Below are 20,744 nucleotides of genomic sequence, written 5' to 3'. Positions count from 1 at the left end.
AGCCGATTATGTTAAGAACAAAATCTAGCAGTAGACACCTCCAAAAAATTACTTTACGATAAATCGCGTTTACAACAGGGGTGCCGTTGGCTGAGAGCAAAATGCAAATTTTGTAACCCTTTGTACCTGAACTAGTTAGTACTAGCGTAGGAAGTTGTTATAGCGATTTGTATTTTGTACTGTGCTTAAAATGATTGGCGCGATATATCACAAAAAGTTTTCCTACGCATGTAAAAGGCAAAATATAAGGAGCCATACATGCCACAGCATAAAAAAACAGCATCAAATAGATCAAGTAGCGACAAAGCATCATTGACCTTATCAGCTGATTTACAAGCAGCCTATCCTGCATCATGCAAAAAATATCTTCAGACGGACGATAATCTTCACGTGCCTTTTCGCTATATTGCTCAGAGCGATACGTTAACTGAGCAAGGTCGTGTGCAAAACCCTGAAATTGCAGTATATGATACCTCAGGTCAATATAGTGATGAGTCTTACAAGCATGATTTGGTTGAGGGTTTACCTAAATTGCGCCAAGCGTGGATCAAAGACAATAATGAAATCGAAGCATTAACAGACTTTAGTGCCGAATTTACGCATACACAAAAAGATTTAGCATTTCCCAAGCGCGCTAAGCCATTAAAAGCAAAACAAGGCAGTAATGTCACACAAATGCATTACGCGCGTCGCGGAATAATCACCAAAGAAATGCGCTATGTTGCACTGCGTGAGAACTTAAAGTGTGCAAATGCGCATATTCAAGACCCTATTTTACTTAAGCAGCATCCGAGTGTTGATTTTGGGGCAAATATTCCTAAAGAAATTACACCTGAATTTGTGCGCCAAGAGATTGCCTTGGGACGCGCGATTATTCCAAGTAACATCAACCATCCAGAAATGGAGCCGATGATTATTGGGCGCAATTTCAGTGTCAAAATCAATGCCAACATTGGAACATCAGCGGTCAGCTCATCCATTGCTGAAGAAGTTGAAAAAATGGTGATCGCCACACGCTGGGGTGCGGATACAGTGATGGATTTATCAACGGGCAAGAATATTCATCAGACGCGTGAGTGGATTATTCGTAACTCGCCTGTGCCAATTGGTACGGTACCAATTTATCAAGCACTTGAGAGAGTCGATGGTCAAGCAGAAAAACTGACGTGGGAGATCTTTCGCGATACCTTGATTGAGCAAGCCGAGCAGGGAGTGAGTTATTTCACTATTCATGCCGGTGTGCGTTTGAAATATATTCATCTAACCGCTAAAAGACTAACAGGCATTGTCTCGCGCGGCGGCTCAATCATTGCCAAATGGTGTATTGCACATCATAAGGAGAGCTTCATCTATACGCATTTTGATGAGATTTGTGAAATTATGAAAGCCTATGATGTCGCTTTTTCTTTAGGTGATGGACTGCGTCCAGGCTCTATTTTAGATGCCAATGATGAAGCGCAATTTGCCGAGCTTGAAACTCTGGGTGAATTAACTAAGCGTGCGTGGGATCATGATGTACAGGTGATGATTGAGGGACCTGGGCATGTGCCGATGCAAATGATCAAAGAGAATATGACTAAAGAGCTTAAGGATTGCTTTGAAGCACCTTTTTATACCTTGGGACCCTTGGTGACGGATATAGCCCCTGGTTATGATCACATCACATCAGCGATAGGTGCGGCACAAATTGGCTGGTATGGCACGTCAATGCTGTGCTATGTGACACCGAAAGAGCACTTAGGGTTGCCGGATAAAGAGGATGTGCGAGAAGGGATTGTTACGTATAAGCTTGCAGCGCATGCAGCTGATTTAGCTAAAGGTTTCCCGGGCGCGCAAATTCGTGATAATGCTTTATCGAAAGCTCGGTTTGAGTTTAGATGGCAAGATCAGTTTAATTTAAGTCTTGACCCGCAGAAAGCTCAGAGTTTTCATGACCAAACGCTACCAAAAGAAGGTCATAAGCTTGCGCACTTTTGCTCGATGTGTGGACCTAAATTCTGCTCGATGAAAATCACCCAAGAAGTACGTGATTATGCTAAAGCGCATAAGCTGGATTTAGCTGATGTTGCTACGAAAGGCATGCAGCAAAAAAGTGAGGACTTTATGGCAAAAGGCGCTGAAATTTATCATGTCGAATAGCGTGCGGGTTGCGATCGTTGGTGGCGGTCTTGTTGGGCGCATACTGGCCATCACATTGCTTGAGTCATTTGCTGATATTGGGATTGATCTATATGACAAGAGTGTTGATTTCAGTGGTAAATCAAGTTGTGGTTATGCAGCGGCTGGTATGGTGGCACCAGTATCTGAAGCGCTGGATGAAGGACAAAGAGTCTATGATCTATCATGCTCTTCGGCAGAGGCTTGGCAGCGTATTGATCGATGGTTGTTAGGTGGTGTTTTTGCACAAACTGGAACTAATATTGTGGCTCACCCTTTGGATTTGAGCGATCTTGAGACTAAAATTGCGCGCGTTCAAGGGCTAACATTACATGAACATGCCTATGCACAAACTCCATTAACAGAACAATATAATCAAGGTAAGCTCGCTCATCGCATGCTCTATATTGAGAACGAAGGTTGTGTTCATGTGCGAAGATTCTTTAGTCAATCGACATTTTATTTAATGAACCACCCACGTGTTTCTTTACACTTGGCACAAGATGTTTCCAAAGCTCATCTGCAATATTTGCAAAGAGATCATAACTATGTCTATGACACTCGTGGTCTTGGCGCCAAGGATACACTAGATGATTTATATGGTATTCGTGGCGAATCCTTAGTGATTTATGCCCCTGAAGTGAAGATTACGGGAATCACTAGACTATGCCACCCGCGCATGCCGTTATATATCGTGCCACGAGGCAGTGGGGTTTATTATATTGGTGCGACGATTGTCCAATCAGAAGACATGAGTCAGATGAGTGTGATTTCACAGTTAACGTTACTAAGTGCGTTATTGACCGTTGATGAGGGTTTTGCTGAAGCACGGATTATAAAAAATTTTACTCAAGCACGCCCATGCTTTAAAGAGGGCTTGCCAAGGCTCATGCAACAGAATAATCTGATAACACTTAATGGCTTTTATCGACATGGTTATCTTTTAGCACCCATCTATGCGTTAAAAGTTATCGATAAAATAAAAAGTGATATAAAAGATATAAAAATAGTGGAGAAAGTATGATAGAGATCGTATTAAATGGTGAGAAAAAGCAACTGAAAAATCCGCAAACATTGCAGGCGTTATTAACTGATATTGGCTTTGCTTCAAGCTATGCTGCAGTTGCGGTCAATAAATCAATTATTGATCACAGTGCTTATGATACAACACAAATTAAACAAGGTGATGAGATCGATATTCTCACACCAATGCAAGGTGGTTAAATGGAGCAATTACAGCTTTATAATATTAATCTTGATTCGCGCATGCTTTTGGGCACCGCGCTCTATCCAAGCTTGGAGAGCATGTGTGATGCGATTAATACGTCACAAACGCAAATGGTTACCGTGGCATTAAAGCGTGAGTTACATGGCGGTAAAAATAATTTTTTCTGGCAGAGAATACAGCGAAGTGGCTGCCATGTGTTACCCAATACCGCAGGCTGTAAGACAGCAGATGAAGCGCTGATGATTGCCAAAGCAGCAAGGCAAATCTTTAACACGGATTTTATTAAGCTTGAAGTGATTGGTGATAATCATACATTACAACCTGATGTGTTTGAGCTTATTAAAGCAGCAAAAATCCTCATTGATCAAGGGTTTAAGGTATTGCCTTACTGTACTGATGATTTAATTATCTGTCAGCAATTAGTCAATATAGGGTGTAAGGTGATTATGCCATTAGGCTCGTATATTGGCAGTGGGCAAGGTATTGTTAACCCGTCGGCATTTAAACTGTTACGTTCACGCTTGAAAGACATTACACTAATTGTTGATGCCGGTATTGGCACGCCATCAGATGCCGTCTTAGCTATGGAGCTTGGTTTTGATGGTGTGTTGTTAAATAGTGCGGTGGCATTAGCTGAAAACCCGTCACTGATGGCAGATGCTTTTCGTTTAGCGACTGAGTCTGGCAGAAAAGCATATTTAGCTAAACGCATGCCACAAAGAGAGTTAGCTGAAGCAAGCACGTCATTGCAAGACACACCATTTTGGCATCAAATAAACTAAGTTAAGCTATATTGTGTTATGTGATTTTGTGCTCACGATAAGCATTTTGACCGTTTAGATTGCAAGGAGTAAATATGCCAAATACGAAGGAAACGCAAGTAAGAAGTAAACCAATGATTGCAGTCTCAAGCTGCCTTTTAGGTAATAATGTTCGTTTTAATGATGCTAATTCGCATAAGAAAATGATTACGGAAGAATTAGCACTTGTTTTTGATTATCAGCCTGTTTGTCCAGAGATGTCAGCAGGTTTTGGTGTGCCGCGTGAGCCTATTTATCTTGAGTTGAAAGATAATGATAAAGTCGCGGCAGTGAAACATGATCAAGTGACAGATGTCAGCGCGCAATTGCAACAAGGAGTTGATAAAGTTATATCAAGTCTACAAGATAGTGATGGCTTTATTTTAAAAAAGTCCTCACCCAGTTGTGGCAACGGTAGCGTTAAACTTTACAATGATAAGCATGGGATTATTCACAATAAAGCAGATGGCTTTTTTGTGGCAACTATTAAAAAGCATTTCCCACTTTTGCCGATTGAAGATGAAGGTCGCTTAAATGATCCGTATTTGAAGGAGCACTTTATCAAGCGTGTGTTGTTGACCAGACAACTCAAAAATGAGGTATTACACGCTCAAAGCATTAATGAACTGATGGCTTTCCACACACGTCATAAAATTATCTTACGTTTACATCATCCTAATTTGCAAAAAGCGCTAGGTCGCTTGCTTGCTAATGCGCATCGGCAAAACTTTGAATTGGTTAAGAAGAGCTATTATGAAATGTTCTTGATGGCGCTTCAACGCGTGGCAACACGTGGTAAACATCATACGATTTTGCAGCGTATGTTGCGTGAAATTAACAAATTGATTTCAAAGCAAGAGCGTGATGATTTGCAACATAAAATTAAACAGTATCATTTAGGCATTTTGCCATTAGCAGTACCCGTTGAAATTATTAAACACTACCTTAAGCGTTATGATATTGAGTTTTTAGCGCAACAAAGTTATTTAAATTTATATCCAGAGTCTTTGGGGTTAATGAGTAAAATGTAATGATGAAAAATAATAATGCGAGCCTTTTAGTCATTGGCGGAATTGATCCAACAGCACACGCCGGTGTGTTGCAAGATATCAAAGTAGCCAACTATTTTAAGGTAGATTGTGCTGCGGTAATATCAGCAAATACGGTGCAAAATGACAGTGATTTTATGATGCTCAATGCCGTCGATGATGCTATCTTTTATGAGCAATTTACAGCTGTTGTTAATACGCATAAACCGCAAGTGATTAAAAGTGGCGTGCTAGCTTCAATTGCTCAAATTGAGATGCTAAGCAAATTTTTGCAAGACAATCGGCAGGTGAAATATATCTGTGATCCAGTGCTAATGACAAGCTCAGGTGGTAATGTAATGAGCACAGAGGTCGTAAACGTATTAAAGCAGCAACTATTGCCACTGTGTTATCTGTTAACACCAAATCTACCTGAAGCGGCTATTTTATTAAATGACGGGAATATCCATCAAAAATCGCCTGTTGAGGTTACGAACACATTAAAATCCTCATATGGAATAAAGCATGTTTTACTAAAAGGCGGGCATGCTTTATCAGAAGATCAAAAAGGATGTGACTACTTGACACTTGCATCTCAAGAAGGTGTGCATTATCAAAGCAAAGCGCTCTATGTGGGAGATATACGTGGGACAGGTTGTGCCTTGGCAAGTAGTATTGCAGCCCTTGTCGCGCAAGGTGAAAACATAACTGAAGCGATATGTATTGCTAAATATCATCTATCACAACAAATGGATAGCGCCGTCAATGATTTATCACAGCTAGATGTTAAGCATTTGAGTTATTATGCTCAAGGTGTAATGGATGATGTGTGTTATTTACCAAAGGTTTGGCATCATACATTTGAAAAAGTGAACTTTCCACAAATGCCTCATGCAATAGGCTTTTATCCAGTTGTTGATCATGTTGATTGGTTGGAGAAACTAGCGATATTAGGTGTTAGAGCCATTCAATTGCGACTCAAAGACTTATCCCCAGATGAGTTGGAAACTCAAATTAAAAAAGCAAATGGTGTTGCTAAAGCCTATGATTTATCTTTGTTTATTAATGATCATTGGCAGTTAGCAATTAAATATGGATGCTTTGGTGTGCACCTAGGACAAGAGGATCTCGATACTGCCAATTTGCATGAGATTGCAAAAGCAGGTCTGCATCTAGGAATTAGTACGCATAATTATATTGAATTAGCGCGCGCATTAACACTTAAGCCTTCATATATTGCATTAGGTCCCATTTACTCGACAACGACCAAAGAGATGAAATTTAACGAGCAAGGATTAGATAAATTACGTCTTTGGCGCAAGCTCTGTCAAGAAACACCACTTGTCGCGATTGGTGGAATCTTTGAGCCACAAATGCTTGATGTATGGCAGTGTGGTGTCGATGGTGTTGCGGTTGTGAGCTATATAACTAAAGCTCAAGATGTGCAAAAAGCAGTGGCAACAGCGCAAGACTTTGAGCAGATAGCACTGGGAAATCGTATTGAATGTAGTATATGATGACATGCGTTAATAAAGATGGAAATGGCATATCAGGAGCACATAATGCAAGTTCAAAGAATTAAAAAAATCATTTTTACAAGTTGTGCAGCAACAGCAATGGTTTTATTTAGCAATAGTGCGTTAGCTAACCAAAAGCTATTGCGTGTTTGTACCACAGGTGATTATCCGCCATTGACATCATATGATGCAAATACGGGAGAGTACAAAGGCTTTGCAATCACTGTCGCAAAAGAGTTTGCGCATAAGATTAAGCGTAAAGTTGAATTTGTGCATAGTACATGGTCAACACTAAGTGATGATCTTAAAACAAAATGCGATATCGCAATGGGAGGTATTACTTATACCCCTAAACGTGCAAAAATGTTTTATTTATCAACGGGTGTGCTGTCGAACCAAAAAGCCCCTGTGTTTTCTAAAGCAAATGAATCTACGTTTAAAAATCTTGCAAGCATTGATCAAAAAGGTGTAACCGTTGTTGAGAATAAAGGTGGCACCAATCAGCCTTTTGCTGAGAGCTATATTCGTAATGCCGAGGTGAAAATTCTGCCAACTAATGCCGAAGTGTATGCATGTTTGAATAAGTATCCTCAAAAGAAACTTGTGATGTTTACGGACAAAATTGAAGTGCAATATCGCGCGGATATGCAAGACAGTTTATTAAGTGATAATGGGCTTAAGTTTGATCTAAGTTCTATCGCAGGTAATAAAGTTAGCCAGAAAGTCTTTATGACTAACAAAACCAAAGATGGTAAGTGGTTAATCAAGAAAATGAATAGCTTTTACAAGCATCATAAAAAAGACTTCAATCATTGGTATCAAGATGCTTTAAAAGCGCAATATCCTGCAGTGAAGGCAAGCTGTCCGTTTTAGATCTTAGACCATAGGATAAATGATGGATTATCAGAAAATTATCGATGAATACCCGCAAGAATATTGCTCGCTACTTGAGCTTTGTTATGGTGAGGGCATGATGTCAGAAGGTGGGAGTGAGGCTATTGATCAGCTGTTTTCAGGTGTGGATTTACACAATAAAAAAGTATTAGAAATTGGTTTTGGTCAAGGTGGTTTGGCGCAGTATATTTCAAGTAAATATCCAAGTATTGATTATCATGGTGTTGAAATTAATAAGGATATGGTTAAACATGCAAACAAACATTATAAGAAACCAAACACGCACTTTTACCACCTAGAAAATCCTGATGTTTTGCCCTTTGCCAAGCTAAGTTTTGATCTGATATTTTCCAAAGGTGTATTGGTGCATTTGGATAATAAACTACCATTATTTACAGAGATACATCGTGTTTGTAAAAAAGATGGACTGTTTATTGTGAATGATTGGTTAAGCCCAGACGGTATTGGGTTTGGCGAGCTTGTAGATAAAATGTGTGAGCTTGAAGGGTTAACGCTTTATCCAACGACAATGACCCAATATGTTGACGTATTGACAAAAGCGGGGTTTTTAGTCGAGTCAATGACAGGTGAAAATAAAGAGTATGCGCAATATAATGCAGATGTTGTGATACGTTTGCAGCAACAAGCAATAAAACAGCAATTTCTAGCAACGCATAGTAAAGAAGAATATCAAGAATGTATTGAAGCCTATGGCTGGATTTCACAGGCTTTTGCACAAGAGAGTTTGTTATTAAGACGTTTTGTAAGCAGGAAAACCAAACAATGAAAACCCATGAAATCATACATCCCATTGTTCAGCATAAATTAAGCCTATTAAGGGATGAATCGACTTCAAGTCGTGACTTTAGAATGATCACCAGTGAGCTTGCCATGCTGTTATGTTATGAAGCATTAAGTGATCTAATGGTTGAAGAGGAGATTATTGAGCATTGGCAAGGATCACTTGCAGTACCTATGCTTAAAAAACCACTACCAACTTTTTGCCCAATATTGCGTGCCGGACTTGGCATGTTAGATGGTGCATTATCTTTACTACCTAATGCACCCGTGACAATGATCGGTGTCGAGCGTGATGAAAATACTGCCAAACCACGCGAGTATTATTTTAAATCATGCACTGATCTTAATAGACGTACTACGGTTATTCTAGATCCGATGCTTGCAACGGCTGGTTCAATGATTAAGGCCATTTCAATGCTTAAATCAAAAGGATGTAAGCGATTTATTGTCGTTACATTTTTAGCGGCTCCTGAGGGTGTTGCGGCCTTAGAAAAAGCCCACCCTGAGGTTGAGCTTTACACGGCATCAATTGATAAGTGCTTAAATGAAAATGCGTATATTATTCCTGGTTTAGGTGATGCAGGTGATAAAATTTTTGGAACACTTTAAGTTGTGTCAGTAATAAAGTTATTGGTTTGTTGCGAGGAGTCAGTATTGTGCGTCAATAATTATGCTAAAATGAATCACAAAGATGTTTTATTGAATCTAAAGGTGTTGTTATGAGTGGAAAAATTCAAGTTACAGTCGATGAAAGTTTAAATAAAGCGATTCATGTTCAGGCGCAAAAAATGGGACTGTCTGTTAGTTCTTATGCAAGATACGCCATTAAGGATTTTATGGAACGAACTAATTCTAAGAAGACATTGCTGGAAAAGGCGTTGGAATCTGAAAGCGAAGAAATTACGCTAGCTGCTTTTAAAGCACAAATTAAGGCGCTGAAAGGTGCTTAAGTTATATCAAAAGAAGGAATTCAAAAAAGCGCTTAAAAAATATCGTCATAAGCAAAAGGTACTGAGTGAATTAGAGGAAGTCGTTGAACTACTAATACATGAGAAGGTTTTGCCTATGAAATACAAAGATCATGAATTATCAGGAAACTTTAAAGGAATTAGGGAGTTACATTTATTTCCAGATGATCTTTTGATGTACATTAAAGTCGAAAGGGACAGCATCACCTTGGTTGCGATAGGCAGTCATGCTGAGTTATTTGGTTAAATAAATTACCTTTGACAGTTTCCTGTGATATTTACAAGCGGTAGCATCAATTTTATGGCATGATATAGCCCAAATTGTTAAAGCATATGTAATGAATCAAGAATAAGTTGCGTCAGTTAGTACCTCTCCCCTTGCGGGAGAGGTCGTGCAGTTTAAGCTGCACGGGTGAGGGGAGTAATTGAATCTCAACTTATTTTTGAATTATTACTATACTATCGTAAATACTTTAAAATGAGTTGCGGTGGTTATAAATAAAAGGGAAAAGTTATGTTGATCGCGCTGATCATTGCCGCCTTTATGTTGGGTCTTATTATTGGGGGTTTATTTGTCAAAGTTTCTAGTAAATCACAACAAATAAAGTTAAAAGAACTTGAGCAGCAGTTGCCTCAAGTTGAAGCGTTACTTCAGGATAAAGACGATCAATTGCAGCAAAGCCAGCAACAGAACTTGGTGTTGACAACGGATCATAAGCATTATCAAGAACAAGAAAAGCGCTTAAGTCAAGAGCTCAGTATGACGAAACAAAAATTTGAGATTCGCAGTGAAGAAGTGCTTAAACTTAAAAATAAGCTAGCGAGTGATGAAGTCAAGATCGATTCGTTAACTAAAGATGGTGAGCGTCTGCTGGGAGAGCTTAATAAACTCTCAACTAAGCATGATGAATTAGCTGCTAAGATTGAAGGCTTATCCGAGGAAAAAGCATCACTGCAGGCGGAGCGCTCAAAACTCTTAAAACACATCGAAGCACAAGAGCAAAATGCACAGGAAAAAATTGCACTGTTAGAGAATGCCAAAAAGAGTTTAACCGAGCAGTTTGAAAATTTAGCTAATCGTATCTTTGAGGAAAAAGGTGAGAAGTTTGCCAAACAGAATAAAGTCAATTTAGCGGAAGTATTACAACCCTTTAAAAATGATATTAATGAGTTCAAAAAGAAAGTAGATGATGTCTATGTAAATGAAGCTAAAGAGCGAGCTTCGTTGCAAAAAGAAGTTAACAAGTTGTTTGAATTGAATCAAGAAATGAATAAAGAGGCAAAAAATCTTACTAAAGCACTCAAGGGTGATAAGAAGTTGCAAGGTGACTGGGGGGAGGTCGTACTTGAGCGTGTCCTTGAGTCATCAGGATTACGTAAAGGTCATGAGTATGATGTGCAGACAAGCTTCAAAGCAAGTGATGATGAAGATAATGCCAAGATTATGCGTCCTGATGCGATTGTTCATTTGCCAGATGGCAAAGATGTCATCATTGATGCTAAGGTTTCCTTGGTGAGTTATGATGCCTACACGCGTGCTGATTCAGAGAGCTCAAAGAACGAGTATCTTAAAAAACATATTGAAGCCATTCGTCAACATATTGCGCTATTATCTTCAAAAAACTACGAGCGTTTATCGCAGGTTAACTCATTGGATTTTATTTTGATGTTCATGCCAATAGAGGCGGCATTTGTTGTGGCATTTCAACATGATGATAGCTTGTTTCAAGAAGCCTTTAAAAAGCGCATTATTATCGTAACGCCAACGACTTTGTTGGCAACGTTGGGCACGATTCGTAACACTTGGAAATATGAAAGCTTAAATAAAAACGCGAGCGACATTACCGATCGCGCGACCAAGATGCTCGATAAATTCCGTGGCTTTGTTGAGGATGTTGAAACACTTGGTAAACAGCTGGATAAATCAAAAGAGACTTATGATGGTGCGCTGAACAAGCTAACCAAAGGCAGAGGGAATTTAATTTCTCAAGCTGTGCAACTCGAAAACATGGGAGTGCATATGAAAAAATCATTACCTCAAGATATTGTTGAGCAATCAGAGCTGGAGTTGTCACAACATGAAGATAAGTAAGTTTATCGCTCATCGAGGGGCAAACAAAGTTGCACCTGAGAATACCATGTTGGCATTTGAAAAGGCCTATCAAGCAGGTATGCGTTGGATTGAGCTAGATGTGCAGCTAAGTGCAGATAATATGCTTTTTATCTTTCATGATAACAATGCTAAAAAGCTCACAGGATTAGACGTTGATCTCACGAGTCAAGCTTGGACTGATATTAGTAAGCTTCATGTGTTAAACGATCGTTTTCCAGAGGTGCATGCTAAGATTCCAACGATGGAAGAGTATTTAGCTTGGATGGCAACTAAAGCGGATCTATATACCAATATTGAGATTAAGGACAAGTCTGAGTTTGATGCGGACTATGAGGCGCGCTTAGTTAAACATTTGCTAGATCTTGTTGAGCGTTACCCACAATTACATTCACGCATTTTATTATCAAGCTTTTCAGAGTATGTTTTAGATCAATTGGCAGAAAATAGAACAAAACTGGCTTGCGAGTTTTTAGTTGAAGTTAAAGATTGGCACAGCGAAAAACACACGATTTTTACTGAAACAAAGAGGAAGTTTGATCAGTGGGGCTGTGTTGCTCTTGGTATTAATAGCGCTGTACTTAATCGTGAGCGTATTGCCCAGTTAAAAGAAGCTTTTCATACTGTGTTGGTTTATTCGATTGGTTCACTAGCAGATGAAGAAATTCATAAGTTACTTAGCGATGGCGCTGATAGTGTGTTTATCGATAGTATGACTGTATTACAATCTGACGTAAAACGCATTGGTTTTTTAGCAACAGGGGATGAGATTACTACCGGTGATGTTATTAATACTAACACCCCTAAGTTGGCTGAGAAGCTGTATGAACATGGCTTTCAGCCCGGATTACATCTAACTTGTTTTGATGCCAAGGAGAAGCTCAAAACAAGTCTTCGGTTTTTGCTGCAAGAGCATGATGTGGTTATTACTGTGGGTGGTTTGGGCCCTACCGAAGATGATAAGACTTGCGAGGCGATTGCCGAAGTTTTTAATAAACCGTTAGTGTTTAATGAAGATTCTTGGCAGCGAATTTTCACGCGCATTTCCAGTCGCTTTGCAACCGTGTCTGAGAATAACAAAAAACAGGCGTATTTTCCTCAAGGTGCTGAAGTGCTTGTTAATGCGCAGGGTACGGCAGATGGTTGTTATGTTAATGTCGATAATAAGCATTTATTTATGTTGCCCGGTCCGCCACATGAGTGTTTGCCGATGTTTGATCAAGAGATTTTACCTAGACTGCTTCATTTGAAGCTACATAACACGCCGGTACGCTATCGATGGCAATTATTGGGTGCCTCAGAGGCGCATATTGCCAAGATGTTAAGTCCATTAGCGGCTGAATATGGGCTTGAGCTTGGCTATCGTGCGGCATATCCATATCTTGAGGTTAAGCTACATGTTACGACTGCACAGGATGTATCGTTACTTGCTAATGAGATCACAAAGGTGGTTGAGCCATTTCTAGCAACAACGACTAAGCAACATGCCAGTGAAGCGCTTAAGACTTATCTTAAAACAGGTGAGGTAAGTCTCAGCATGCAAAAGGATGTCACCAAAGGTTATGTATACAGTCATTTAGCGCAATTGATGCCAGTCACCGAAACTAAGCCAAAGTTAAGTATTCAGTTACAAAGCAATGGTATGCTTGGATTTTGGAGTAAGAGCGCGCAATTGGTTGATGATCTATCTTTAGTCATTAAGGCAAATGATCATGTTAAAAATAGGATCTTTGAACAAGAACATCATGTGCGCTTTAGCAATAAAGGCAAACATAGTTTTCAATTTATATATGAGTGGATTTGTGCACAAGTCTTACATGTTATCGAAAAAGAGGGGATTTAAAGGATGAGTAAACCATTAGTTGGTGTGGTTATGGGTTCAAAGTCTGATTGGGAGACAATGAAAAATACCACGGAAACCTTGAAGCAATTAGGTATTCCTTATGAGGTGCAAGTTGTGTCAGCGCACCGCACACCTGATTTATTATTTGAATATGCACAAACAGCAGAACAAAAAGGCTTAAAGGTAATTATTGCAGGCGCTGGAGGTGCTGCGCATTTGCCGGGTATGCTTGCAGCCAAGACGCATATTCCTGTGCTTGGGGTGCCGGTGCAGTCTAAAGCTTTATCGGGACAAGACTCATTATTATCCATTGTGCAAATGCCAGCAGGTATTCCGGTGGCAACATTCGCGATTGGACGCGCGGGTGCTGTTAATGCTGCTTTGTTTGCATGCAGCATGTTGGCTGTTGAGCATCATAAATACAATGAAGCAATTAAAAAATATCGTCAGGCACAGACGGATAGTGTCTTAAAAGATACAGCTTTAGAATAATTTGCTATACTCGATTTTGCCTATTTATAAAACATTAAACAAAGGAGTTAAAAATGATGAATAAAAAAAGTCTATTGAGCTTAAGCGCTTTAGCAGCAGCTGGTTTGTTGTTAGCGGGATGTGCGACAAAGACGGTTTATCTCACACCGGATCAATATTGCCAAACGTCCACCTTGCAATCCTATACAGTGAAGAAAGGTGATAGTTTAAGCAAGATTGCTCAAGCAAGTAATACGACTGAAAGCTGCATTAAATCATTGAATCACTTGAAAGGAAATGTGATTAATCCGGAGCAAAAACTCTATCTTCCTGTCGTGCCTAAAAGTAGCTGGTTATAGTATTTCAAATAAATTTTCTTAAACAAATGCCATGCTGTGATAGTGTTCCTATCTGGTATCGGTAAAGCATGTGCAGAAGAAGTAAGCTTAGTAATAATGCAAAAATAAGTTGAGTTTTAACTATACCTCCTCACCCGAGCAGCTTAAGCTGCACGACCTCTCCCACAAGGGGAGAGGTACTAGTTGACGCAACTTATTATTGATTCATTACTTAGCTGCAACTGAGTAAGCTTCGATCCTAATTTAGTTTACAACACTAATATCAACCGATGGACGTAAGGTTGAGCATACCGCTAATGCTTCATGCACAGGGTGATTTGCAAATTTTGTAAATGGTGCATTGGCTTGCGCTTTTTGATCAATCGTAGGGATGGCTTGTTGCATTAAGTTGTAATCAAAGCGTGGCGCCCATTTGCGTGCACCAAGGCGTGCAGTGGTTGAGCAGTTGTCAACCATGTGGGCAACACCTTTGAAGTGCATGTAAGGATTCAGTGAGTCAACGGCTTCGATAATTGATTCATTGACAATTTCTGAATAGCTATGACCCTTTTCAGCTAAGACATCGACTTGGGCAATAATGCAAGCAAGGTAAACTCCTGCAGTGATTGGGTCATTTGGCATATTGTTATTATCGCGCTCGCTGCGCACTTTCTCACCGATTTTCCACATATCGGTTCCATCGATTTTGCCCATTGGTAGACGTGAATGGCGTTTGCCTGCTAAGGTAACTGAGCGAAATTCATTGCCACTTTCTACATCTTCATAGATCTCGAAAAGGATATCTAAGCATGGTGTATAGGCAGCATTGTAGGCATTCTCAAATTTTTGTTTGTCTTCTGGACTAAAACTATCATAAACCTTTTTAAGTCCTTGTGTTGAAATGGTTTTTGAGATATTTCCAGTAATTGCTTCAGCAGTACGCTTAAAGGCTTCTTCAGGGTCAACCCCATTATCGGTAAAGTGGCGATAAAGCACTTCAATAATGCCATGCACGGCACCGAGTAATACACCGCGCTCGCCAAAAATGTCTGAGCGATATTCCATCTCCATAGTGGTTGGGAAAACAAAGGGTGCGCCACAAGCAATTGCCCAAGCAAGCGCATAATCAGTTGCTTTACCATCGATGTCTTGATAAACGGCAATGCTGCTATTTATGCCGGCACCATTAACCGTTTTGCCTTGTTCATAAAGTCGTCTTACCGAAGGTCCCATGCCTTTTGGACACATCGCCACAATATTAATATCATTGCGAATGGGTGCATTGATTGTTTTCATATAGCCGATTAAAAAGCCATGAGAAAAGCCAAGGGTACTTCCTGGTTTTGCGGCAGCAAATATTTCTTTGTAAAGTTCAGCCTGTGCTGCATCAGAGATTAAGATAATTGCTAAATCAGATTTAGAAATAACGTCAAACATCTCACCTAATGTACCATCTGCTTTGGAGAAGCCGGCTGCTTCAGCAGATTTCTCTGATTTGGAATTAGCGCGTAAACCAACGCATACTTTAATATCAGTATCAGTCAGTGAGTCACGCAAGTTTTGCGCCTGAGCTGGACCCTGAGAGCTCCAGCCAATCACACCGATTTGTTTGATACCATCAAATGCTTGTGGTAGCTTCGAGAATAAATGACGACCTCCGGCAACGATTGTCTCACTGCTGCCGCCTAAGTTGTACTTTTTAACTTCAAAAATATTGCTTTGGATTTTCATGTGGTCTTACCTCGTTGTTTTTGATAATAAAATAAAAATTCGCCGATAAACGTATTGTGCTATAAAATTCATGTTGAAATAAAGTGAATTATCATCAATTATATATTGCGTATTTTGCAATAAATTAATGCTGGCGGGATGTTAGATGTTAGATGTTAGATGTTAGATGTTAGATGTTAGATGTTGGAGCCATAGTTAATGAATGTGAAAAGTTTAGAAGTGTTTAAAACATTGGCAGAAACGCTAAGCTTTAGTAAAACCGCAGAGCGTTGTTACTTAAGCCCTTCGGCGGTGACAAGAGTTGTTCAAAAGCTTGAAGAGAGTTATAAGGCAAGCTTTTTTGAGCGCAATAATCGCAATGTTTCTCTGACGGATGCCGGTAGACATATGTATGAGTTTAGTGTTAAGGTTCTTGATGCAAATGATGAATTATTTGCGTTATTACATCCAGATGAGGGTAATTTGCGCGGTGATATTCGCCTGTTTTGTACGGTAACAGCGTCATATGTGATTTTGCCACGGATTATTGCGGCACTTAATATGCGCTACCCTAATATTCAGTTGCAATTAGAGACAGGATCAATGCAAAATGCACTTAGCCTTGTTGCTAGTAAACAAATGGATGCCGGCATTTCATTTATTGATGAACGTAAGCTTGATGATAGCCTCTGTGCGCATCCTGTGCTTATTACTAATATGGTCTTGGTCGTATCACAAGAAAGCAGTGCCCAGTCCATTGATCAAGCATTAGCGCAATATCCTTTTATTATGCCAATTCAGTTTTTAAACGATAACACGATAGATAAATGGTTAATAGAACAAAAGCGATCACCGCGAATATATGGCGAAGTGGATGGCAATGAAGCGATTTTATCACTCGTATCTTCTGGTGTTGGTATATCGGTGCTGCCCAAGGTGGTGGTAGAACATAACCATTTGGCTAGCAAAATAAAAATGTTTGCACTTAAAAATATGGCGCCAGTAACCGTAGGTATTGTGATGCGTAAACAGGCGATAAAATCACCGGTTAAGCTTAAATTTTGGCAATTATGCAAGAGTTTGGAGATATTGGATTGTCGTTGATTAAATAATGAAGTGATAGAAATGTTGTAAAATAATTTATGGGCGGTATATACTCAAAAATGCAAATTAGGATCTGGAAGGGTTTGTAAATAAAATGATTACATTAGATTGTTTAAATAATATGCTTGGCGATAGTAAGGTCAAAATTCGTCAAGCAGCAGAGAAGTTTAATCTCACCATTGATGATGAACAAATTAACCGTTTGATTGACTACTTATCACTATTGAAAAAATGGAATAAAACTTACAATATGACAGCGATTACCCAGTGGGATGAAATGCTAGTAAAGCATGTCTTTGATAGCATGTCAGTGGTTTCCTTTATCAAAGGCAAATATGTTGTTGATGTTGGTAGCGGTGGCGGTTTGCCAGGTATTGTCTTGGCAATTTTGTTACCTGAAGTTAACTTCGTATTAATTGATAGCGTTGGCAAAAAAGTGCGCTTTTTAAGTCATGTCAAAAAAGTGCTAGATTTGGAAAATGTGACAGCTGTGAATATCAGGGTAGAGGCATATCAGCCAGAGGTGTTATTTGATACGGTAATCTCTCGCGCCTTTAGTTCTATTGCTGATTTTGAGCGTTTATGTCAGCATTTATTGGCTGTTGACGGGCAAATGATTGCGATGAAGGGGGGCAAGATTGAGCAAGGTGCATTAGATGCATTGCCGCTAAAGCATGAGATATTTGAAGTTGATGTGCCACTGTTAGATGCCGAGCGTCACGTGATTCGGATGTATAAAGCATGAGCAAGATAACAGGGCTTTTATTTTGCGCGTTACTGGCAGTTATTGCCTATGCTGTTGCCTACTTGCCATTTGCGCCTTTTACCATCTATCATCACAATTTAGAAGTTCACCCATTAGAACCGATGGTACTGTCGATTATTATAGGTATTATCTGTGGTAATGTATTCTTTCGACATAAAGCGCCAGCTCATCAACAGGAAAATTTGCAAGGCGTGATCAGTTCAGCACGCTTGTGGCAGAAGTTGACCCCGGGGGCTAATTTTGCGGCAAAGTCGCTATTGCCTTTAGGTATTGTGTTAATGGGGGTGAAGTTTGATTTACTCTCGGTGCTTAAAGTCTCAGGTCAAGCGTTATTGATCAATCTCATTTGTCTCTTAATTGCTTATGTCGTTACACTGTGGTTATGTAAACGCTTAGGTGTTGACGAGAAAATGTCAGCACTTATCACTATTGGTACGGCAATATGCGGAGGATCAGCAATTGTCGCAGCAGCTCCGGTTGTCAAAGCCAATCAAACGCAAGTAGCAATTGCAATGACTATTGTGTCATTATATGGCTTAATTGCGATTTTTGTTATGCCGCTATTGGGGCATGCCTTGGGATTAGATGAGTTTCAATTTGGCGTATGGGCAGGGACATCTATTCAAGCAGTACCACAAGTGGTGGCAGCTGGTTTTGCTTTTGGCGCAATTGCCGGACAAACAGCAACGATTGTGAAGATGGTCAGGATTTTGCTCCTTGCGCCGATGGTGATGTTGATTGGCATTAAACACCATAAAGCCAATAAAACTAATGATGAAGTGCAAAAAAAGGTCGCATGGCATCAGTATTTCCCTAAATTTATTCTATATTTCTTGGCAGTGGTTGTTCTCAATACCTTGGGGTTATTTGGTTTTCTAGATCGATTAACTGATTTGTCAATAAGCCATTATATTGCCGAAATTTCTGCATTTTGTATGACAATGGCAATGGTCGGTGTCGGTTTAAATACAGACTTAGTTGTCTTGCTTAAATCAGGGGGGAAACCATTATTAGCCGGTGGTTTAGCGATGATTATCCTGCTTGTCATATCACTGGGCTTGATTATTGTGCTGTGACCAGTTCTCAGTTAAATTTTGTATGAGCTTTTTAATTGGCATCGGTCGATAGAAATAATAACCCTGGATGCAATCACAGCCTAGCTCAATGAGTTTATCCACCTGTGCTTTGGTTTCAGCGCCCTCAGCAATCAGACTGATATTGAGCTCGTTGGCTAATAGCACAATGGCTTTAACTGCACCAATGACGGGTTGATTGTGTGGTTGATCGAGGCGTTGGGTAAAACTCTTGTCAATCTTGATGGTGTTGAAACTATAATTTATAAAACGATTAAGGGATGAGTATTGCGTGCCAAAGTCATCCATGGATAATCCGATATTATGCATTTTAAGTTGCGCAAACATTTGGCTGATGTTTAGCGAGTTACTCTCCAAGTGCTGCATTAGCTGAGACTCGGTGATTTCAAATTCGATATTCAGCCACTTCGGAATGGGGTGCTGTTTGATCTGTTCAATCAATGATTGCATATGTGTTGGAAAGTCATATACAACAGGGGAGATATTAAGGCTTAATTTAAAGTTTTGGTTAGGCGCCAAATCTAACAGACAGAAATAGCATAATACTTCATTAACAACATAGTCATTGAGCTTATCGGCAAGTCCCATACGTTCAACAATTGGAATGAAAATATCAGGTCGAATATTGCCAAGCTCAGGGTGGTTTAGTCGCATTAGGCTTTCACAACCAATAATTTTGCCGCTGCGCCCATTAACAAGTGGCTGAAAGTTAAAATAGAAAGATTTCTGGGCAAATGCTTCATACATATATTTTTCAAGGGTTTGTTCAGTATGATAGAAGTTATCGATGGTTTCATCATAGATAACGCATTCTTGTTTATGACTCTTGGCATAAAATAACGCCAAATCAGCGCGCCGTAAATTTAAGGTGTAATCTAGCTGTGGCGTAAACAGTGACATTCCTAATGCTGTGGTAATACTGAGTGTTTTGTGGTCTATACGATAGCTTTGTTGTATCTGTTCTTGTAGGTGCTTGCCAAATGCTTGTATATCCTCGCTCACAGGAAGCGCTATAAGAACACTAAATTCATTGCCGCCGGTGCGTGCAATAGTGCTTTGTGTTGGTAACACTTCAATTAATCGCTGTGCAAAGGCAATTAATAGCATATCACCTGTATAATGTGAGTACGTATCGTTTATGCGTGCGAAGTGGCAAATATCAATCATTAAAATATAGTGATGATGTTTTGTTCTGGGGAGCTGTTTCTTAACAACAGTCAAAAAAGCTCTGCGGTTATAAAGCTCGGTCAAACTATCCGTCATCGCGAGTTGTTCCAAAAGGACTGCTTTTTTGCTAAGTAATGCATTGCGATCATTGACGTGTCGTAATAATCGTGTCGTTAAGCGACGCATTGAAATAATCACAAAGCTAATAAACAGTAAACTAAATGTCAGTAAGCCTATTAATAAAAGCCACGAATAAATCGAACCAAGATAAGTCATAGGCTGGCTATACTCATCGTGCCATATGGTTATATGCAGATAGGTAATAATCGCAATAGCAATAAGCATTGTGCTTGAGAATATCAGTGCAGACTTCTCGGTGTAAAAACTTAAGGCATAAACGATGGCAAGACCGTAGATAATACTAAGAGGCGATAGTAAGCCATAAAATAAATAATCATTAATGATGGCTATAGCTGCAACAATGAGAACAATGTGTGATTTAGTTTGATTGTTTAGCTTAGCGCGAAAAAGCATCAAAATAACTAAAGCTAAAGCCAACAGTAAATCTAGCGTATATTTAAGTGACCAACCACTATCAAAAGCGCGGAATACCGAAAGTGTGCTTAATAGAACCGATGAAATGGCAATTAAGATAAGCACTGCATTAATCAGACGAGTATGTGCCTTTAAGGTGATGACCTCCTCAAGTGTACCCTTTGATCGAATAACATGCTTTGCCATAGATTGT

Annotated in this window: 20 protein-coding genes and 1 riboswitch; of the genes, 18 read left to right on the top strand and 2 right to left on the bottom strand. The window is 39.6% G+C overall.

The window, feature by feature from the left end:
* Positions 1–66: 66 nt before the first annotated feature.
* Positions 67–170: riboswitch (TPP riboswitch) on the top strand.
* 88 nt (positions 171–258) lie between these two features.
* The 15 genes from thiC (at position 259) to ACTS4L_RS05265 (ending at position 14,176) form a co-directional block, all read left to right on the top strand.
* Entirely contained in the window at positions 259–2,139 is a 1,881-nt protein-coding gene (thiC, locus tag ACTS4L_RS05335; RefSeq protein ID WP_440615935.1) for a phosphomethylpyrimidine synthase ThiC, read from the top strand.
* A complete protein-coding gene (locus ACTS4L_RS05330) occupies positions 2,129–3,181 on the top strand; it encodes an FAD-dependent oxidoreductase (RefSeq protein ID WP_440615934.1) in 1,053 nt (350 codons plus the stop codon). The genes thiC and ACTS4L_RS05330 overlap by 11 nt, the downstream gene beginning before the upstream one ends.
* Complete coding sequence (gene thiS / locus ACTS4L_RS05325; protein ID WP_440615933.1) at positions 3,178–3,381, top strand: sulfur carrier protein ThiS; 204 nt, start codon at positions 3,178–3,180, stop codon at positions 3,379–3,381. The genes ACTS4L_RS05330 and thiS overlap by 4 nt, the downstream gene beginning before the upstream one ends.
* Entirely contained in the window at positions 3,382–4,167 is a 786-nt protein-coding gene (locus ACTS4L_RS05320; protein WP_440615932.1) for a thiazole synthase, read from the top strand.
* A 74-nt stretch (positions 4,168–4,241) separates the two neighbouring features.
* A complete protein-coding gene (locus ACTS4L_RS05315; protein ID WP_440615931.1) occupies positions 4,242–5,216 on the top strand; it encodes a YbgA family protein in 975 nt (324 codons plus the stop codon).
* Positions 5,216–6,730: a thiamine phosphate synthase gene (gene thiE / locus ACTS4L_RS05310; RefSeq protein ID WP_440615930.1), complete on the top strand. Its 1,515-nt coding sequence runs from the start codon at positions 5,216–5,218 to the stop codon at positions 6,728–6,730. Before ACTS4L_RS05315 ends, thiE begins: the two co-directional genes overlap by 1 nt.
* A 45-nt stretch (positions 6,731–6,775) precedes the next feature.
* Positions 6,776–7,603, top strand: a complete 828-nt coding sequence (locus ACTS4L_RS05305) for a transporter substrate-binding domain-containing protein (protein WP_440615929.1) — start codon at positions 6,776–6,778, stop codon at positions 7,601–7,603.
* Between the two features lie 22 nt (positions 7,604–7,625).
* Positions 7,626–8,411 (top strand): class I SAM-dependent methyltransferase, encoded by a 786-nt coding sequence (locus tag ACTS4L_RS05300; RefSeq protein ID WP_440615927.1) that lies wholly within the window; start codon positions 7,626–7,628, stop codon positions 8,409–8,411.
* Entirely contained in the window at positions 8,408–9,034 is a 627-nt protein-coding gene (upp, locus tag ACTS4L_RS05295; protein WP_440615926.1) for a uracil phosphoribosyltransferase, read from the top strand. The genes ACTS4L_RS05300 and upp overlap by 4 nt, the downstream gene beginning before the upstream one ends.
* Positions 9,035–9,144: 110 nt before the next feature.
* On the top strand, positions 9,145–9,375 hold the full coding sequence (locus tag ACTS4L_RS05290) for a hypothetical protein (protein ID WP_440615925.1): 231 nt from the start codon (positions 9,145–9,147) through the stop codon (positions 9,373–9,375).
* Complete coding sequence (locus ACTS4L_RS05285) at positions 9,368–9,640, top strand: type II toxin-antitoxin system YafQ family toxin (RefSeq protein ID WP_440615923.1); 273 nt, start codon at positions 9,368–9,370, stop codon at positions 9,638–9,640. The genes ACTS4L_RS05290 and ACTS4L_RS05285 overlap by 8 nt, the downstream gene beginning before the upstream one ends.
* Before the next feature lie 267 nt (positions 9,641–9,907).
* Positions 9,908–11,485 carry a DNA recombination protein RmuC gene (gene rmuC, locus ACTS4L_RS05280; RefSeq protein WP_440615921.1) on the top strand — a complete coding sequence of 526 codons (1,578 nt, stop codon included), beginning with the start codon at positions 9,908–9,910 and terminating at the stop codon, positions 11,483–11,485.
* The gene (locus tag ACTS4L_RS05275; protein ID WP_440615919.1) at positions 11,472–13,346 is read left to right on the top strand and encodes a glycerophosphodiester phosphodiesterase family protein; all 1,875 of its coding nucleotides are present in this window, start codon (positions 11,472–11,474) and stop codon (positions 13,344–13,346) included. The genes rmuC and ACTS4L_RS05275 overlap by 14 nt, the downstream gene beginning before the upstream one ends.
* Before the next feature lie 3 nt (positions 13,347–13,349).
* Positions 13,350–13,838, top strand: coding sequence for a 5-(carboxyamino)imidazole ribonucleotide mutase (purE, locus tag ACTS4L_RS05270; RefSeq protein WP_440615918.1), 489 nt, complete (start codon positions 13,350–13,352; stop codon positions 13,836–13,838).
* A 53-nt stretch (positions 13,839–13,891) separates the two neighbouring features.
* A complete protein-coding gene (locus tag ACTS4L_RS05265) occupies positions 13,892–14,176 on the top strand; it encodes a LysM peptidoglycan-binding domain-containing protein (RefSeq protein WP_440615917.1) in 285 nt (94 codons plus the stop codon).
* Positions 14,177–14,419: 243 nt separating this feature from the next.
* Here the strand turns inward: ACTS4L_RS05265 and ACTS4L_RS05260 are convergent, their stop codons facing one another.
* A complete protein-coding gene (locus ACTS4L_RS05260; protein WP_440615916.1) occupies positions 14,420–15,886 on the bottom strand; it encodes a ketol-acid reductoisomerase in 1,467 nt (488 codons plus the stop codon).
* A 198-nt stretch (positions 15,887–16,084) separates the two neighbouring features.
* On the opposite strand from ACTS4L_RS05260, the gene ACTS4L_RS05255 reads away from it, so the two are divergent.
* The 3 genes from ACTS4L_RS05255 to ACTS4L_RS05245 all read left to right on the top strand — a co-directional run bounded on the left by ACTS4L_RS05255 (position 16,085) and on the right by ACTS4L_RS05245 (position 18,811).
* Positions 16,085–16,969 carry a LysR substrate-binding domain-containing protein gene (locus tag ACTS4L_RS05255; RefSeq protein ID WP_440651773.1) on the top strand — a complete coding sequence of 295 codons (885 nt, stop codon included), beginning with the start codon at positions 16,085–16,087 and terminating at the stop codon, positions 16,967–16,969.
* A 94-nt stretch (positions 16,970–17,063) separates the two neighbouring features.
* Positions 17,064–17,714 carry a 16S rRNA (guanine(527)-N(7))-methyltransferase RsmG gene (gene rsmG, locus ACTS4L_RS05250; protein ID WP_440615913.1) on the top strand — a complete coding sequence of 217 codons (651 nt, stop codon included), beginning with the start codon at positions 17,064–17,066 and terminating at the stop codon, positions 17,712–17,714.
* Positions 17,711–18,811: a YeiH family protein gene (locus ACTS4L_RS05245; protein WP_440615912.1), complete on the top strand. Its 1,101-nt coding sequence runs from the start codon at positions 17,711–17,713 to the stop codon at positions 18,809–18,811. Before rsmG ends, ACTS4L_RS05245 begins: the two co-directional genes overlap by 4 nt.
* Here ACTS4L_RS05245 and ACTS4L_RS05240 read toward each other — a convergent pair.
* Positions 18,785–20,737 carry a putative bifunctional diguanylate cyclase/phosphodiesterase gene (locus tag ACTS4L_RS05240; protein WP_440615911.1) on the bottom strand — a complete coding sequence of 651 codons (1,953 nt, stop codon included), beginning with the start codon at positions 20,735–20,737 and terminating at the stop codon, positions 18,785–18,787. The genes ACTS4L_RS05245 and ACTS4L_RS05240 overlap by 27 nt on opposite strands.
* Between the last annotated feature and the right edge of the window lie 7 nt (positions 20,738–20,744).

Source organism: Cysteiniphilum sp. 19S12-1, assembly GCF_052030685.1.
Classification (GTDB): Bacteria; Pseudomonadota; Gammaproteobacteria; order Francisellales; family Francisellaceae; genus Caedibacter.
The sequence above is the reverse complement of the archived record's forward strand: the minus strand, read 5'-3'. Positions and strand labels throughout refer to the sequence as shown.